Annotated in this window: 19 protein-coding genes; 6 read left to right on the top strand and 13 right to left on the bottom strand. The window is 41.8% G+C overall.

Translation table 11 applies throughout. The features are described from left to right. The first annotated feature begins 198 nt into the window (after positions 1-198). The 5 genes from L0M85_RS06370 (at position 199) to serS (ending at position 4893) form a co-directional block, all read left to right on the top strand. Positions 199-1188 (top strand): PTS sugar transporter subunit IIB, encoded by a 990-nt coding sequence (locus tag L0M85_RS06370; RefSeq protein WP_061564766.1) that lies wholly within the window; start codon positions 199-201, stop codon positions 1186-1188. A gap of 27 nt (positions 1189-1215) precedes the next feature. Then, a complete protein-coding gene (locus L0M85_RS06365) occupies positions 1216-2019 on the top strand; it encodes a PTS mannose/fructose/sorbose transporter subunit IIC (protein ID WP_061564765.1) in 804 nt (267 codons plus the stop codon). Between the two features lie 18 nt (positions 2020-2037). Continuing rightward, positions 2038-2949 carry a PTS system mannose/fructose/sorbose family transporter subunit IID gene (locus L0M85_RS06360; protein WP_006596896.1) on the top strand — a complete coding sequence of 304 codons (912 nt, stop codon included), beginning with the start codon at positions 2038-2040 and terminating at the stop codon, positions 2947-2949. 80 nt (positions 2950-3029) lie between these two features. Next, entirely contained in the window at positions 3030-3398 is a 369-nt protein-coding gene (locus L0M85_RS06355) for a DUF956 family protein (RefSeq protein WP_061564764.1), read from the top strand. A gap of 217 nt (positions 3399-3615) precedes the next feature. Then, positions 3616-4893 carry a serine--tRNA ligase gene (serS, locus tag L0M85_RS06350; protein ID WP_061564763.1) on the top strand — a complete coding sequence of 426 codons (1278 nt, stop codon included), beginning with the start codon at positions 3616-3618 and terminating at the stop codon, positions 4891-4893. Between the two features lie 42 nt (positions 4894-4935). Here the strand turns inward: serS and L0M85_RS06345 are convergent, their stop codons facing one another. The 13 genes from L0M85_RS06345 to L0M85_RS06285 form a co-directional block, all read right to left on the bottom strand. Next, entirely contained in the window at positions 4936-5706 is a 771-nt protein-coding gene (locus L0M85_RS06345; RefSeq protein ID WP_238656693.1) for an acetyl-CoA carboxylase carboxyl transferase subunit alpha, read from the bottom strand. Next, entirely contained in the window at positions 5706-6566 is an 861-nt protein-coding gene (gene accD, locus L0M85_RS06340; protein ID WP_061564761.1) for an acetyl-CoA carboxylase, carboxyltransferase subunit beta, read from the bottom strand. The genes L0M85_RS06345 and accD overlap by 1 nt, the downstream gene beginning before the upstream one ends. Before the next feature lie 88 nt (positions 6567-6654). Continuing rightward, entirely contained in the window at positions 6655-8022 is a 1368-nt protein-coding gene (locus L0M85_RS06335; protein WP_061564760.1) for an acetyl-CoA carboxylase biotin carboxylase subunit, read from the bottom strand. A gap of 10 nt (positions 8023-8032) precedes the next feature. After that, on the bottom strand, positions 8033-8455 hold the full coding sequence (fabZ, locus tag L0M85_RS06330; RefSeq protein WP_006596902.1) for a 3-hydroxyacyl-ACP dehydratase FabZ: 423 nt from the start codon (positions 8453-8455) through the stop codon (positions 8033-8035). After that, positions 8452-8940 (bottom strand): acetyl-CoA carboxylase biotin carboxyl carrier protein, encoded by a 489-nt coding sequence (accB, locus tag L0M85_RS06325; RefSeq protein ID WP_061564759.1) that lies wholly within the window; start codon positions 8938-8940, stop codon positions 8452-8454. Before accB ends, fabZ begins: the two co-directional genes overlap by 4 nt. 1 nt (position 8941) lies before the next feature. Next, positions 8942-10174: a beta-ketoacyl-ACP synthase II gene (fabF, locus tag L0M85_RS06320; protein WP_061564758.1), complete on the bottom strand. Its 1233-nt coding sequence runs from the start codon at positions 10172-10174 to the stop codon at positions 8942-8944. Positions 10175-10192: 18 nt separating this feature from the next. Continuing rightward, positions 10193-10927, bottom strand: coding sequence for a 3-oxoacyl-[acyl-carrier-protein] reductase (gene fabG / locus L0M85_RS06315; RefSeq protein ID WP_061564757.1), 735 nt, complete (start codon positions 10925-10927; stop codon positions 10193-10195). A gap of 12 nt (positions 10928-10939) precedes the next feature. Beyond that, positions 10940-11860, bottom strand: a complete 921-nt coding sequence (fabD, locus tag L0M85_RS06310; protein ID WP_238656692.1) for an ACP S-malonyltransferase — start codon at positions 11858-11860, stop codon at positions 10940-10942. Positions 11861-11889: 29 nt separating this feature from the next. Continuing rightward, positions 11890-12855, bottom strand: coding sequence for an enoyl-[acyl-carrier-protein] reductase FabK (fabK, locus tag L0M85_RS06305; protein WP_061564755.1), 966 nt, complete (start codon positions 12853-12855; stop codon positions 11890-11892). Positions 12856-12965: 110 nt separating this feature from the next. Then, positions 12966-13190, bottom strand: coding sequence for an acyl carrier protein (locus tag L0M85_RS06300; protein ID WP_003003892.1), 225 nt, complete (start codon positions 13188-13190; stop codon positions 12966-12968). Positions 13191-13244: 54 nt separating this feature from the next. After that, positions 13245-14219 carry a beta-ketoacyl-ACP synthase III gene (locus L0M85_RS06295; protein WP_048688758.1) on the bottom strand — a complete coding sequence of 325 codons (975 nt, stop codon included), beginning with the start codon at positions 14217-14219 and terminating at the stop codon, positions 13245-13247. Then, entirely contained in the window at positions 14219-14653 is a 435-nt protein-coding gene (locus tag L0M85_RS06290; protein ID WP_006597415.1) for a MarR family transcriptional regulator, read from the bottom strand. Before L0M85_RS06290 ends, L0M85_RS06295 begins: the two co-directional genes overlap by 1 nt. Positions 14654-14751: 98 nt before the next feature. Then, positions 14752-15543, bottom strand: a complete 792-nt coding sequence (locus L0M85_RS06285; protein WP_238656691.1) for an enoyl-CoA hydratase — start codon at positions 15541-15543, stop codon at positions 14752-14754. Between the two features lie 212 nt (positions 15544-15755). Between L0M85_RS06285 and L0M85_RS06280 the strand changes: the two genes are divergently transcribed. Next, positions 15756-17105: an aspartate kinase gene (locus L0M85_RS06280; protein WP_061564752.1), complete on the top strand. Its 1350-nt coding sequence runs from the start codon at positions 15756-15758 to the stop codon at positions 17103-17105. Positions 17106-17231: the final 126 nt, after the last annotated feature.

Raw genomic sequence — 17231 nt, 5'->3', positions numbered from 1 at the left:
CTTGTCAAGGAATTCCAAAGGATTTTCGAATTTAATGGCTAGATATGGATATTAATAATTCAATATATTAAAACCTCTCTTTTTCCTTTAATTTAGTACTGAAAAATTGACTTTATCATGAAAACGTTTTATAATAGATAAGCTTAAAGTTTTCTTAAACTGAAAGTCAAACAAATTTTATAAGGAGGAATGTCAATAATGAGTATTGGTATCATTATTGCTAGCCACGGTGAATTTGCAGCTGGAATCCACCAATCCGGCTCGATGATCTTTGGGGATCAAGAGAAAGTTCAAGTGGTTACGTTCATGCCAAGTGAAGGCCCAGATGATCTCTATGCTAAATTCAATGCTGCTGTTGCCGCATTTGATGCAGAAGATGAAGTCTTGGTTTTGGCTGACCTTTGGAGTGGTTCTCCATTTAACCAAGCGAGTCGCGTTATGGGAGAAAATCCAGATCGTAAATTTGCGATCATCACTGGATTGAACCTGCCGATGTTGATTCAAGCTTATACAGAGCGTTTAATGGATGCAACTGCTGGCGTTGATCAAGTTGCTGCAAACATCATCAAAGAATCTAAAGATGGAATCAAAGCTCTTCCAGAAGAATTGAATCCAGTCGAAGAAGCAAGCACTGCTTCAGTTGCTCCTGTTGCCCAAGCCGCTATTCCAGAAGGAACAGTGATCGGTGACGGAAAACTCAAAATTAACCTTGCCCGCTTAGATACTCGTCTACTTCACGGACAAGTCGCAACTGCTTGGACACCTGATTCAAAAGCGGATCGAATTATCGTAGCTTCAGACTCAGTTGCCAAAGATGAGCTCCGTAAAGAGTTGATCAAGCAAGCAGCACCGAATGGTGTGAAAGCAAACGTTGTCCCAATTCAAAAATTGATCGACGTTGCAAAAGATCCACGCTTTGGTGAAACACATGCTTTGATCTTGTTTGAAACACCTCAAGATGCCCTTCGTGCCATCGAGGGTGGTGTTCCGATTAAAACCTTGAACGTTGGTTCAATGGCCCACTCAACTGGTAAAACCATGGTTAACAATGTCTTGTCAATGGACAAAGAGGATGTGGCTACATTTGAAAAAATGCGTGATCTTGGAGTGGAATTTGATGTCCGTAAAGTACCAAATGACTCTAAGAAAGATTTGTTTGACTTAATTAACAAAGCTAACGTTCAATAACCGATTACTTACGAAAGGATTTTAAACATGTCTATTATTTCTATGGTATTAGTGGTCGTTGTTGCCTTCTTAGCAGGTCTTGAAGGTATCCTTGACCAATTCCAATTCCACCAACCACTTGTTGCTTGTACCTTAATCGGTTTGGTAACAGGTAACTTGACTGCCGGTGTTATGCTTGGTGGTTCCCTTCAATTACTTGCACTTGGCTGGGCCAACATTGGTGCCGCAGTTGCACCCGACGCTGCTCTTGCATCAGTCGCTGCTGCCATCATCATGGTACTTGGGGGAGACTTCAGTGCAAAAGGAATCGCTGTGGCTCAAGGTGTAGCTATTCCACTTGCAGTTGCTGGTCTTTTCTTGACCATGATCGTCCGTACTCTCTCCGTTGGTTTGGTCCACACTGCCGATGCTGCTGCTAAAAAAGGTGATATCAAAGGCGTAGAACGCGCTCACTTTGTAGCCCTTCTCCTTCAAGGTCTTCGTATCGCCATTCCTGCAGCCCTTCTTTTGATGATCCCTGCTGACACTGTTAAAGGTGCTCTTGAAGCGATGCCTGCTTGGTTGTCAGACGGTATGCAAATCGGTGGTGGTATGGTCGTAGCCGTTGGTTACGCCATGGTTATCAACATGATGGCAAGCCGTGAAGTTTGGCCATTCTTTGCTATTGGTTTTGCTCTTGCTGCCGTTAGCCAATTGACCTTGATTGCTCTTGGTGCAATTGGTGTTGCACTTGCCTTGATCTACCTTTCTCTCTCTAAGAAAGGTGGCAATGGAGGTGGCGGAGTTGCTACTTCTAATGACCCAATCGGCGATATCCTTGAAGACTATTAAGAAAGGTGTGACACTATCATGACTGAAAAATTACAATTATCTAAATCAGATCGTCAAAAAGTTTGGTGGCGTTCAACCTTCTTGCAAGGTTCTTGGAACTATGAACGGATGCAAAACTTGGGTTGGGCTTACTCATTGATCCCAGCTATCAAAAAACTTTACACGAAGAAAGAAGACCAAGCGGCTGCTCTTGAGCGTCACATGGAGTTCTTCAACACTCACCCATACGTAGCTGCTCCAATCATCGGGGTAACTCTTGCCCTTGAAGAAGAAAAAGCAAATGGCGCTGCGATTGATGATGCCGCTATCCAAGGGGTTAAGATTGGTATGATGGGACCTTTGGCGGGTATCGGAGATCCTGTCTTCTGGTTTACAGTTCGTCCAATCCTTGGAGCACTTGGTGCATCTCTTGCCTTGACTGGTAATATCCTTGGTCCACTTATCTTCTTCTTTGCTTGGAATGCGATTCGTATGTCCTTCTTGTGGTACACCCAAGAACTTGGATACAAAGCAGGTTCTGAAATTACCAAAGATATGTCTGGTGGGATCTTGCAAGACATCACTAAAGGAGCTTCTATCCTCGGGATGTTCATCCTTGCTGTCTTGGTAGAACGTTGGGTATCTATTAAATTCATCTTTAATGTTTCTTCTGTCAAATTAGACGACAAAGCTTATATCCACTGGGATAAACTTCCTGAAGGATACAAGGGTATCCAAGAAGCCTTCGCTCAAGTTGGTTCAGGTCTATCTCAAACACCTGAAAAAGTTACGACTTTCCAACAAAACTTGGATTCATTGATTCCTGGTTTGATGGGATTGCTTCTTACTTTCGCTTGTATGTGGTTGCTTAAGAAGAAAGTATCTCCAATCACTATCATCATCGCCCTCTTTGTAATCGGTGTCTTGGCACACGTTGCTGGCTTGATGTAAGCAAAGATCAACAAAAAAGAAGGTTTCGACCTTCTTTTTATTATGGTATAATGAAATGAACATTGTTACAGGAGGATCACATGGCGCAATCACAGAATAAAACCGTGGAATTCCATACCACTGGTGTCTCTTATCTAGGTGTTGGTGGAAAGGTTGGAAAAATGTTAGTTGGAGATGTGGCTTTTGAATTTTACGCAGATGCTAATGTAGAAGACTACGTCCAAATTCCCTGGAAAGAAATCGAACAGATTGGAGCCAACGTATCCGGGCGTAAAATTAGCCGCCATTTTGAAATTTACACCAAGGAAAGTAAGTTCCTCTTTGCTTCTAAAGACTCGGGTAAAATCTTAAAAATTGCCCGTCAACACCTTGGAAATGATAAAATTGTCAAGCTACCGACCTTGATCCAAACCATCGCAGCTAAAATTAAAAATCTATTTGCAAAATAGCTCCTTTTCTTGTATAATAAACGAAAACGGATAAGTAAATTAAAGAAATCTTTCAGAAAGTCTGCGGTTGCTGCGAGCAGATAGAAATCTTAATTGAAATTCTACCGTTTAGTTAAAATACAATATCGAATCAAGTGCACACCTGTGAAGTTGGATGGAACCGTGGCTCTGCCACTCCAACACTCTGACAGGTGTGTTTTTTGTTAAAGGAGAAGCTATGTTAGATATTAAACGGATTCGTACAGACTTTGATGCAGTTGCTGAAAAATTAGCGACACGCGGTGTAGATGCTGCCATCTTGAACGAAATGAAAGAAATCGATGCCAAGCGTCGTGACATCTTGGTCAAAGTAGAAGGCCTCAAGGCTGAGCGTAACACAGTATCTGCTGAAATTGCCCAAGCCAAACGCAACAAAGAAAATGCAGATGATAAGATTGCTGCCATGCAAACTCTTTCTGCAGAAGTCAAAGCACTCGATGCAGAATTGGCAGAAATCGATGCGAAATTGACAGAATTTACTACAACCCTTCCAAACATTCCTGCTGATAGTGTACCTGTTGGAGCAGATGAGGATGACAACGTAGAAGTTCGCCGTTGGGGAACTCCTCGCGAGTTTGACTTCGAACCAAAAGCTCACTGGGACCTTGGAGAAGACTTAGACATCCTTGACTGGGAACGTGGTGGTAAAGTCACTGGCGCTCGTTTCCTCTTCTACAAGGGGCTTGGAGCTCGCTTAGAACGTGCTATCTACAATTTTATGTTGGATGAGCATGGCAAGGAAGGATACACAGAAGTCATCACACCTTACATGGTCAACCACGATTCTATGTTTGGTACTGGTCAATATCCAAAGTTCAAGGAAGATACTTTTGAACTCAGCGACACCAACTATGTCTTGATTCCAACTGCCGAAGTGCCTCTGACCAACTACTACCGTGACGAAATCATCGATGGCAAGGATCTCCCAATCTACTTTACTGCCATGAGCCCTTCTTTCCGTTCAGAAGCAGGTTCTGCTGGTCGTGACACTCGTGGTTTGATCCGTTTACACCAATTCCATAAGGTAGAAATGGTCAAATTTGCCAAACCGGAAGAATCATATGAAGAATTGGAAAAGATGACAGCCAACGCTGAAAACATCCTTCAAAAACTCAACCTTCCATATCGCGTAGTTGCTCTTTCTACAGGAGACATGGGCTTCTCAGCTGCTAAGACTTACGACTTGGAAGTATGGATCCCAGCACAAAATACCTATCGTGAAATCTCAAGCTGTTCAAATACGGAAGATTTCCAAGCACGTCGTGCCCAAATCCGCTATCGTGATGAAGCTGACGGTAAGGTTAAACTTCTTCACACCTTGAATGGTTCTGGATTGGCTGTTGGACGTACAGTGGCAGCTATTCTTGAAAACTATCAAAACGAAGATGGTTCTGTAACTATTCCTGAAGTCCTTCGTCCATACATGGGTGGCGCTGAAGTCATCGCACCAAAATAAAGTTTTAAAAAACTGAGTCTTGCAAATTGCAAGCTCAGTTTTTTAATATTTACGAAAACGTTGGTAACGTTGCTCTAGAAGTTCTTCGAGAGGCAAGGCTTGTAGCTCCTTCAATTCTGCTTTGATTTCCTTCTTCACTTGAGCTAGTAATTCGCCATTGGAAAAACCATGCTCCGGAATCACCTTGTCCACAATGTCCATATTCAACAACTCATGCGAAGTAATCTTCATCAATTCAGCTGCTTCCATGGCACGGCTTCCGTCTTTCCAAAGAATAGAAGCAAACCCTTCTGGACTCAAGACTGCATAGATGGAGTTCTCCAGCATCCAGACCTTATCTGCTACACCAAGAGCTAGGGCACCACCTGAGCCACCTTCTCCGATGATAATCGCGATAATCGGAACTTTTAAATCACTCATTTCCATGAGGTTGCGGGCAATAGCCTCACCCTGTCCCCGCTCTTCAGCACCAACACCCGGATATGCACCCGCAGTGTTGATGAAGGTTACTACTGGACGACCAAATTTCTCCGCCTGTTTCATCAAACGCAAGGCTTTTCGATAGCCTTCTGGGTGGGGTTGGCCAAAGTTTCGACTGAGGTTGTCCTGAAGATTCTTTCCTTTTTGAATCCCGACAACCGTTACCGCTTGATCCCCTAACCAGCCAATTCCACCAATCACTGCACCATCATCTCGGAAATTTCGATCTCCATGCAATTCGATAAAGTTATCAAAAATTCGATGAGCATAATCGAGAGCAGTCAAACGTCCTTGGTCACGAGCTTCTTTAATAATTTGTGTTATTCTTGTCATTACTTCCCTCCATGAAAGGCTAACAAGTCTGCGATTGTTGAACGCATCTCACTACGCTGGACAATCACATCCACAAAGCCATGCTCCTGCAAAAATTCAGCCTTTTGGAAATTATCCGGCAACTGTTCCCGTACAGTAGACTCGATCACTCGTCGACCTGCAAATCCCACAAGGGCCTGGCTCTCTGCAATGATAATATCCCCTTCCATTGCAAATGACGCCGTTACCCCACCTGTTGTTGGGTCTGTTAGAACTGTCAGATAAAATAAGCCTGCTTTTGAGTGTCTTTGAACAGCTGCAGAGATTTTAGCCATCTGCATCAAACTGACGATTCCTTCTTGCATCCGAGCGCCACCAGAAGCGGTAAAGAGCACAACTGGGAGCTTTTCTTCTGTCGCCAATTCAAATAGACGCGTAATCTTTTCACCGACCACAGAGCCCATAGAAGCCATGATGAAATTAGAATCCATAATACCAAGAGCCACTTGATGGCCACCGATCTTTGCAGTTCCTGTTAGCACAGCTTCATCAAGTCCTGTCAATTCACGAACAGCCGCCAATTTCTTCTTGTAGTTTGGAAACTTAAGCGGGTCCTTGGTCTCAATACCCGTAAACAATTCAATAAAGCTTCCTGGATCAATCGTCAATTGAAGTCGCTCAACCGCAGTGATGCGGAAGGTATAACCACACTTAGGACACAGACGTTCACTTCCAAGATCCTTTTGGTAAATCGTATGTTTACAGCCCGGACACTGAGAAAACAACTCATCTGGAACCTCTGGTTTTGGCTGAGGTGCTTCAATGGCCGACCGATTGGGATTAATTCGAATGTACTTATCTTTTTTAGAAAATAAAGCCATCAACTTCTCCTTACTTGGTAAAAGAACTTTGTAATTGTGCGCGTTCATTCCTTGTGAAAATGAATCTCACATTTACAAAGTTCAATGCTTATTGATTTTTCTGATAATTTGGTAAAAATGTCTCCATCAGAAAGGCGGTATCGTAGTCACCAGCAATCACGTTCGAATCTGAAATCAAATCCAATTGGAAATCACTGTTGGTCATTACACCGTCAATTTCCAACTCATAGAGGGCGCGTTGCATCTTCATCAAGGCATCAAAACGATTCTCTCCATGGACAATGATTTTGGCAATCATACTATCGTAGTAAGGTGGAATCGTATAGCCAGGATAGACAGCTGAATCCACGCGCAAGCCGACTCCTCCACTTGGAAGATAGAGATTGGTGATTTTTCCTGGGCTAGGTGCAAAGTTAAAGGCAGGATTTTCTGCATTGATCCGGCATTCAATGGCATGACCAGAAATTTGAATATCTTCTTGGCTTACAGACAATTCTTGCCCAGCAGCAATTTTAATTTGCTCTTTTACGATATCAATTCCTGTGACGAATTCTGTCACGGGATGCTCTACTTGAACCCGAGTGTTCATCTCCATGAAGTAAAATTCGCCTTTACCTTCATCGTAAAGAAACTCGATGGTCCCAGCATTTTCATAGCCAACAGATTCTGCTGCGCGGACGGCTGCAGATCCGATTTGGTCTCGAATTGTCTTACCGATTGCTACGGATGGAGATTCTTCGAGGACTTTTTGGTTGTTTCTTTGAAGGGAACAATCCCGTTCACCCAAATGAACCACATGTCCAAATTGGTCAGCCAGGATTTGAACCTCAATATGACGAGCTGGGTAGATGACGCGTTCAAGGTACATAGCTCCATTGCCAAAGGCCGCCTTAGCTTCTGTCGAAGCAGATTCAAAAGCTGGAACTAGGTCTTCTGCCCGTTCTACTTTACGGATCCCTTTACCGCCACCTCCAGCTGATGCCTTCAGCATGACAGGATAACCAATCCGTTCGGCAACTTCCAAGGCTTCTTCAGCTGTATGAACTTCACCATCTGATCCTGGAATCACAGGTACGCCTGCTTTGATCATTTGTGCTCGGGCATTAATTTTATCACCCATCATATCCATAACAGACCCTGATGGTCCAATAAACTTAATCCCTACTTCTTCACACATGGTGGCAAACTTCGAATTTTCACTCAAAAATCCAAATCCTGGGTGAATCGCTTCTGATCCAGTCAAGACAGCTGCAGATAAAACAGCATTCATGTTCAAATAAGATTCGGTTGACTTGGCAGGCCCAATACAAACTGCTTCATCCGCTAGTAAGGTATGCAAGGCTTCTTTATCAGCCGTTGAATAGACAGCGACTGTTTCAATTCCTAATTCACGAGCAGCTCGAATAATCCGGACCGCAATTTCACCACGATTCGCGATTAAAATTTTTCGGAACATAGAAACCTCCCTAGTTACCAATTGCAAATGTTAGGGTCCCGCTAGCAGCTAATTTCCCATCGACTTCCGCTTTTGCTTCCACGACCGCAATCGAACCACGACGCTTGACAAAGGTAGCCGTCATCACGAGCTGATCTCCCGGAACGACTTGTTTTTTAAATTTAACCTTATCCATTCCAGCGTAAAAGACTAATTTCCCTTTATTTTCTGGTTTGGATAATTCTAAGACACCGGCAGTTTGTGCCAAGGCTTCCATAATGAGGACACCTGGCATTACTGGGTAGCTTGGAAAGTGCCCATTAAAGAAGGGCTCATTGATCGTCACATTCTTAATGGCTACAATCGTATCCTCACTTGTTTCAAGGACGCGATCCACCAACAACATCGGATAGCGATGCGGAAGAGCCTCTTTAATAGCTTGAATATCGATCATTTAATCCGTACCAATCCTTTCCCAAACTCAACCATTTCTTCATTTGAAACAAGGATTTCAGTGACAATTCCATCCCTTGGTGCAGGAACTTCGTTCATAACTTTCATCGCTTCAATAATCAATAGGGTTTGGCCTTTTGAAACGCTATCTCCAACCTGAACAAAAGCTGGTTTATCTGGACCTGAAGCTAAATAAGCTACACCAACAAGAGGACTTTCAACCACTTCCCCTTCTGCTGCTACTGCTGGACTTGCTTCAGGAGCTGGTGCTGAAGGAGCAACTGGTTCTTCTGCAAGAACAACAGGGCTCTCAACAGCAGGTGCCACTTCCTGAACTACAGGAGCTGGCGTAGCAGGTTGTGGGCTAGCTACACTGCCAGTATTTTTACTAAATGATAGCACATCAGTTGCATTTTGATAGCTAAATTCACGAAGACTAGATTGGTCAAATTGACTCATTAGGTCTTTAATCTCTTGAATATTCACTTTATCCCTCCCAACGTTTAAAGGCTAAGACAGCATTGTGTCCTCCAAATCCAAATGTATTGGAAATAGCATAGGAAATCGGACGTTCTTGCCCTTCACCAAAGATGACATTGGCTTCAATATAATCTGATAACTCTTGTGTTCCAGCAGTTTTTGGAACATATTGATGGCGAATTGCTTCAATCGTCGCAATAGCTTCAACTGCCCCTGCTGCCCCCAAGAGGTGACCTGTAAATGATTTTGTAGAAGATACTGGAACTTCTGTACCAAATACAGAAACGATTGCACCACTTTCTCCTTTTTCATTTGCTGGAGTAGAGGTACCATGAGCGTTGACATAATCAACTTGAGCTGGTTCAATTTCTGCCTCATCCAAAGCCAACTTCATTGCTTTAATAGCACCTTGACCTTCTGGATGTGGAGAAGTCATATGGTAAGCATCACAAGTATTTCCGTAGCCCACGACTTCAGCAAGAATGGTTGCACCACGTTTTTCAGCGTGTTCCAAACTTTCAAGTACCAACATTCCTGATCCTTCACCCATTACAAATCCATTCCGATCTTTATCAAATGGAATAGAAGCACGAGTTGGATCTTCTGTTGTTGAAAGAGCTGTCAAGGCTTGGAAACCGGCGATTGCAAATGGCGTAATAGAAGCTTCTGAACCACCAACCAACATCAAATCTTGGAAACCAAACTTAATAGCGCGGAAAGCATCCCCAATCGCATCATTGGAAGAGGCACAAGCAGTATTGATCGATTTACAAATTCCATTAGCTCCAAAACGCATGGCAACATTACCAGATGCCATATTTGGCAAAGCTTTTGGAAGGGTCATTGGTTTGACACGTTTTGGTCCTTTTTCATGCAAACGAATCACTTGATCTTCGATTTCTTTGATACCACCAATACCAGAAGCAACAATGACACCAAAACGATCTTTATCAATAGCTTCTACATCTAAACCTGCATGATTCACAGCTTCTTGAGCAGCATACAAGGCATACAAAGAGTAGTTGTCAAAGCGGTTTGTATCTTTCTTGATAAAGTACTTATCAAATGGGAAATCATGGATTTCAGCTGCATTATGAACAGCAAAGTCACTGTGGTCAAATTTTGTAATCGGACCAATCCCAATCTTTCCTTCTTTTAAACTATTCCAAAATTCTTCTGGAGTGTTTCCGATTGGAGATGTCAAGCCATAGCCTGTTACAACAACACGATTTAATTTCATTTCAAAACCTACCTCTTTTTATTGCATGGTTAAGCCACCATCAATTGCGATGACTTGCCCTGTTAGATATTCTTGAGTCGCAAGAAAGACTGCAACATCTGCCACTTCTTCTGTATTTCCAAATCGTTTCATTGGAATTTGAGCGAGAGACATTTCTTTAATTTTTTCAGGAAGTCCTTCTGTCATATCAGACTCAATGAAGCCCGGCGCAATGACATTGACACGGACATTTCTACCAGCTACTTCACGTGCTACAGATTTAGAAAAACCAATCAAACCAGCTTTTGAGGCTGCATAGTTGGCTTGTCCAACATTTCCTGTCAGACCGACAACACTCGACATGTTAATGATAGCACCTTCACGTGCTTTGGTCATCGGTTTTAAGACTGATTGTGTCATATTAAAAGCACCGGTCAAATTCACCTTCAAGACTTGCTCGAAATCTTCTTCCGTCAATTTCAACATGAGCTTATCATTGGTAATCCCAGCATTGTTGACAAGGATGTCTACTGAGCCAAGTGCTTCAATCGCTTCCGCGACCATTCGTTTCGCTTCCGCAGCTTGGGATACGTCCCCAGTAACGCCAACTACCTTCACACTGTATGAGGCAAATTCATCCACTAGGCCTGCTGGGAGCTCTCCACGACTATTTAAGACAATGTTGGCACCTTTTGACGCAAATTTATGCGCAATAGCCAATCCAATGCCTCGACTTGAGCCAGTAACAAATACATTTTTATTCTTTAGTTCCATAGTCACCTCATCTTATTCGTTCAGTAGGGCATCAAGACTGGCTTGATCCTCCACATTTTTCGTTGGAAGAGTTTTATCAATCTTTTTCAAGAAACCAGTCAAGACCTTACCTGGACCAATTTCAATCACTTCATCTACTCCAAACTCTTGAATCGTCGCAATCGAATCATAGAAACGAACGGGCTCCATCACTTGGCGAGCTAATAAAGCTTTGATTTCGTCTGATTTCATGATCTTTGCTTCTGTATTCCCAACCAAAGGCAAGCTAAAGTCCTTAAAAGTAACTTTTTCAAGTTCAGTCGCTAGTTTTTCACTAGCAGAAGCAAGTAAGGCCGTATGGAAAGGACCAGAGACATTCAGAGGAATCAACCGTTTTGCCCCTGCTTCTTGTAAGAGTTCAACTGCATAATCCACAGCTTCAACCTCTCCACCGATCACAATTTGGGCAGGAGTATTGTAGTTAGCTGGTGTTACAACTCCCTTTTCAGAAGCCTGTTGACAGATTTCTTCAATCAAGGCAGGATCAGTATTCATAACAGCTACCATCTTCCCGCTTCCAGCAGGCGCAGCTGTTTCCATAAATTCCCCTCGCTTAGCTACCAAGGCGACCGCTTCTTCAAAGGAAAGAGCGCCTGCAGCAACCAAAGCAGAATATTCTCCTAGGGAGAGACCAGCCACAACATCCGGTGTTATGCCATTTTCTGCCAATAGACGATAAATAGCTACAGAAGTTGTCAAAATAGCTGGTTGAGTATAGCGTGTTTGATTGAGTTTTTCTTCGTCAGAATCAATCAATTCACGCAAATCATAACCTAGAATACGACTAGCCGTATCATATGTCTCTTTGACAACGGGATAAGTTGCATACAAGTCACTAGCCATCCCCAATTTTTGGGCACCTTGACCAGCAAATAAGAAGGCACGTTTTGTCACTGTTCTCTTCCTTTCCTTAACCTTATCTGTTAGAATTTCACATCTGCCCAGCGAGCTGCTTCTTTCTGAATGACCTTAGCAGCTCCAAGATAGATATCTTCCAAGATTTCAGCACAGGTTTCTTCTTTACTTACGAGACCTGCAATTTGTCCTGCCATCACAGATCCATTATCAACGTCTCCGTCAACAACAGCATTGCGAAGAGCACCTGCTCCTAATTCTTCAATTTCTTCTTGAGTCTTCTTACCTGCCAAGAAATCTTTTTCAGCTTGGTTATAGGCAGAAGCCAATTTATTCTTAATCGCACGAACTGGGTGGCCAACAACTGACGCAGACACCACTGTATCAATGTCCTTAGCTTTCAAGATTTTATTCTTAAAGTTTTGGTGAGCATTTGATTCTTTAGCAACGACAAATCGTGTTCCCACTTGAACAGCATCTGCTCCAAGCATGAAGACTGCAGCCGCTCCTGCACCATCTGCAACACCACCAGCACCGATAACTGGAATAGAGACCGCTTCGACCACTTGGCGAACCAAGGTCATGGTCGTCAATTTACCAATATGACCTCCTGCTTCCATTCCTTCAGCAATGACAGCATCCGCACCTAGTTTTTCCATCCGTTTTGCTAAAGCTACTGAAGGTACAACCGGAATAACGGTAATGCCTGCTTCATGGAAACGATCCACGTATTTCCCAGGATTCCCTGCACCAGTGGTAACCACTTTAACCCCTTCTTCGATAACTAAGTCAACGATGTCATCTGCAAAAGGAGAGAGGAGCATGATATTGACTCCAAAAGGTTTGTCAGTAATGGATTTGACGCGATCAATATTCGCTTTGACAACTTCTTTAGGTGCATTTCCTCCACCGATGATCCCAAGACCACCCGCATTAGATACAGCTCCAGCAAGATCTCCATCTGCTACCCAAGCCATACCACCTTGGAAAATTGGATATTTAATGTTTAATAATTCAGTAATTCGTGTTTGCATAGTACCTTCCTCATTTTCGCTTAAGTAATAGTTTGAAAGCGGTTCTTTGCTTTGAGCGTCAAACTATTACCTAAACAAGAGAGAATATCTTTCGATACTCTCATCCATTATTATTTAGTTTTTTCTTCTACGTAAGCAACAAGGTCCCCTACAGTAGACAATCCTTCTTCAGTTTCAATTTGAATGTCGAATGCATCTTCAATTTCTGAAATCACTTGGAACAAATCCAATGAATCAGCTTCAAGATCTTCAAAAGTAGACTCAAGAGTTACTTCTGATGGTTCTTTACCAAGTTCTTCAACGATAATTTCTTGTACTTTTTCAAATACTGCCATGATTGGCCTCCTTAAAATAATAAAAATTTTTAAAATGTGTTACCACATATTTAACTAGATTGTAACAAGAAGTGAGCCCCATGTCAAACCTCCACCAAATCCTGACAGAAGAATTATTTGACTTCCATCCAATTTGATTAGTCCTTGGTCGACACACTCCGATAATAAAATTGGAATACTTGCGGCACTGGTGTTGCCATATTCCATCATATTTGCAGGAAGTTTTTCCCGATCAACCCCGATTTTCTTAGCCATTTTATCTAAGATACGGTCATTTGCCTGATGCAAGAGGAAATAGTCAATTTCATCAACAGCTACTGGAGCATTAGCCAACATATGTTTAATACTCTTAGCCACATCCCGAATAGCAAAATCAAAGACTGCTCTTCCATCCATTGATAGATATTTTTTATCTTCTTCCTTATCTGAATATGGTGAAGATAAACCAACAGATGATGATTGAAGAACCTCTCCACGAGAACCATCTGAAAATAAACTTTCAGCTAAAAAAGTTTGTTGTTCGGAAGCTTCCAATAAAACACCGCCAGCACCATCCCCAAATAGGACCGCTGTTGTCCGATCTTCCCAATCAATCACTTTCGATAAGGTTTCACTCCCAATAACGATTCCTCGTTTGTACTGGCCAGACCGAAGCAACTTTTCAGCAGTCGCAAGCGCAAAGACAAATCCACTACAAGCTGCTGTCAAATCAAAAACAAAAGCTTTAGAGGCCCCAATTTTAGCTTGAACACGAGCTGCAGTGGATGGCATCATGGAATCGGGCGAAATCGTTGCAACAATAATAAAATCCAACTGATCCGCTTGTAAACCACTTTTTTCAAGCAAGCGTCGAGCCACTTCCGTAGCTAAATCGCTGGTTGATTCTGATTGAGTAATATGACGCTTCCGAATTCCTGTCCGACTAGCAATCCACTCATCGCTGGTATCCATCCGTTCAGAAAGATCCTGATTAGAAATCACTTGGCTTGGCGCATAATGGGCTACCTGACTAATTTTTGCAAAAGTCATTATTTCAACTCCTCCAAGAAACGATAAAGATTCTGCAACCCTTTTTGCATCACTTTCCGTTCATCTGGAGACATCCCATCAATAATTTGATTAACCATCCGCTTGTGAAATTGTTGGTGAAGCCGATACAAGAGCTTGCCTCTTTTGGTCAAACTCAAATGGACGACCCGACGATCAACTTCAGATCTGGTTCGTTCAATATAACCTTTTCGTTCAAGATTATTTAAACTGGTAGTGACTGTACCTAACGTTACCATTAACGAACGCGAAATATCACTTGGAGTTGCGTTTGGTGTTGAGCCGATGACATCAATGGTGTGCATTTCCTTAATGGAAACATCATTAAATCGACTGCTACGTAAACTAGTTTCTTCGATGACTAATACGTTGTTAAAAATGGATGTAAGGTAATCATTGACTAGTTGAAAATTCAAAAACCACACCCCCTATTCATTACTTTGATAATCGAATTTTATCAAAAATCAAACCAAATAGCAAGCCTCAGCAACAAAAACATAAAAATTTTACGTTTTTATTTTCCTTGGAATTTTGGGCGCCGACGCTCTGAATAGGCATTAACTCCCTCTTTAAAGTCTTCCTTTAGAGAAAGATTTCTCTGCAATCGCAACTCAATTTCAGCATAACGATCCCAGTCAGTCAGCATGCTTGACCAAGCCAACTCTTTAATCGCAGCAAAAGAATTGTCTGAGCTACGTCTTAACTTGATGAGTAGTTGGTTGACAGTCTTGTCTAATTTTTCTACTTCAGAAACCTTGTACACAACGCCATATTCCAGAGCCTTTTCAGCACCTAATGGTTCACCAGTCATTGCTAACTGAGTTGCTCTAGTCAAACCAATGGCTCTTCCTAAAAGGAATAGACCACCAGCATCAGGAGCCAAACCGACCCCAACAAAGGCTTGAATAAACTTGGCTTTATCAGAAGCAATACAAAAGTCCGCCGCTACTGCCATATTAGCAGTTGCTCCTGCAACCGCACCATCTGCAACCATAATCACTGGTTTTGGAATTTGCTTCATTTTTTTAGAGATTTGATTGACCAATTCCGCAATTTGCGTTAACGAATCGATATCATCAGCATCAACAGCCCGTTTCATCTCAGCTAAATCACCACCAACTGAAAAAACCTTGCCGACTGCTTTAAATAAAATAAAACGCACATCTGGATTCTTCTCAGCTAATTCTAATGCTTCAAGGATTTCCTGACACATTGGAATGTTAAAACCATTTGAAACCTCTGGTCTATTTAAAATAATAGATGCGAGATCCTCTTCTACAGAATAAATAATCGTTTCGAACACCATAAGCCACCTCTTTACTAATTAGCTATTCAAATTGTTTGATAATTGAACTTATTTATTTTCATATTATTTTAGCACAACTACTTTGAGAAGTAAATTACATTTTCATAAAAAAGTGTCTCACCCGAAAGACTCGCTTGATAACAGTGTTTTTTAGATTGTAACCAAGCCTTATCTTTGGTATAATTTAAAGTAAGTTTTGTAAAGGAGTCCACATGAAAGTAGTTAAATTTGGTGGTAGTTCGTTAGCATCTGCTACCCAGCTAGAAAAAGTATTCAATATTGTTAAAGAAGATGAAACCCGTCAATACGTGGTCGTTTCTGCTCCAGGGAAACGCAATGCGGAGGACACAAAAGTCACAGATGCCCTCATCAAGTATTATAAAGAATATACCAACGGAAAAGATACGAACCAAAGTCAAGAATGGATTATCAATCGCTATCGTTCCATTACAGAGGAGTTAGACTTAGACGAGGAAATTATCGAAGAGATTGCTAGAGATATCAAATCCCTTGCAACACTTCCCAAGTCCGATAATACCTTCTTATATGATACCTTCTTAGCAGCTGGAGAGAACAACAATGCAAAACTCATTGCAGCTTACTTTGTAAAAAAGGGTTTAGAAGCAAAATATATCCATCCAAAAGATGCAGGTATCTTTGTAACAAGTGAACCTTGCAATGCCCGCATTCTCCCTTCTAGTTACGATAAGATTGAAGAACTGAGAAACCATAATGAAATTTTAGTAATCCCTGGATTCTTTGGAATTACTAGAGAAGGACAAGTCTGTACTTTTTCAAGAGGTGGTTCTGATATTACAGGATCAATTATCGCAGCGGGAGTTAAAGCAGATCTCTACGAGAACTTTACAGACGTCGATGGTATTTTTGCAGCTCACCCAGGCATTATCAAACAGCCACATTCTATTCCTGAATTAACCTATAAAGAGATGCGGGAATTAGCCTATGCTGGCTTTAGTGTCCTACATGATGAAGCACTTGTTCCTGCATATCGTGGAAAGATTCCAATGGTGATCAAGAACACCAACAATCCAAAACATCCAGGTACGAAGATTGTGCTGAACCATACCGATGAAAATGTTAAAGTCGTTGGGATTGCAGGAGACTCTGGATTTGTCAGCATTAATACCACCAAATACCTGATGAATAGAGAAGTCGGTTTTGGTAGAAAATTATTACAAATTTTAGAAGACTTGAACATCAGTTGGGATCACATGCCAACTGGTATTGACGATTTATCTGTCATTCTCCGTTCGAAAGAATTAACACCAATTAAAGAACAAGAAATTTTAAAACATCTAATCCAAGATTTACAAGTAGATTATGCCGAAATTGAACATGATCTTTCCATTATTATGATTGTTGGAGAGAATATGAAAAATCAAATTGGTGTAACAGCTACAGCCACAAAGGCTTTATCAGAAAATAACATTAATATCCAAATGATTTCTCAAGGATCCAGCGAAGTTTCCATCATGTTTGTCGTAAATCAAGAACAAGAAAAACAGGCTATTAAAGCTCTATACAATGTATTCTTTAACTAAGAAAAAGGTTCGAAAGAACCTTTTTTTACTTTATTAATAAAGAGAAATAAAAAAACCCTTTCGGGTACTGACTCCGCCAGTAGGACTCGAACCTACGACATCATGATTAACAGTCATGCGCTACTA

It is taken from the genome of Streptococcus sp. DFI.7.26 (assembly GCF_022240605.1).
Taxonomy (GTDB): Bacteria; Bacillota; Bacilli; order Lactobacillales; family Streptococcaceae; genus Streptococcus; species Streptococcus xiaochunlingii.
This window is presented reverse-complemented; position numbering and strand designations above follow the sequence as displayed.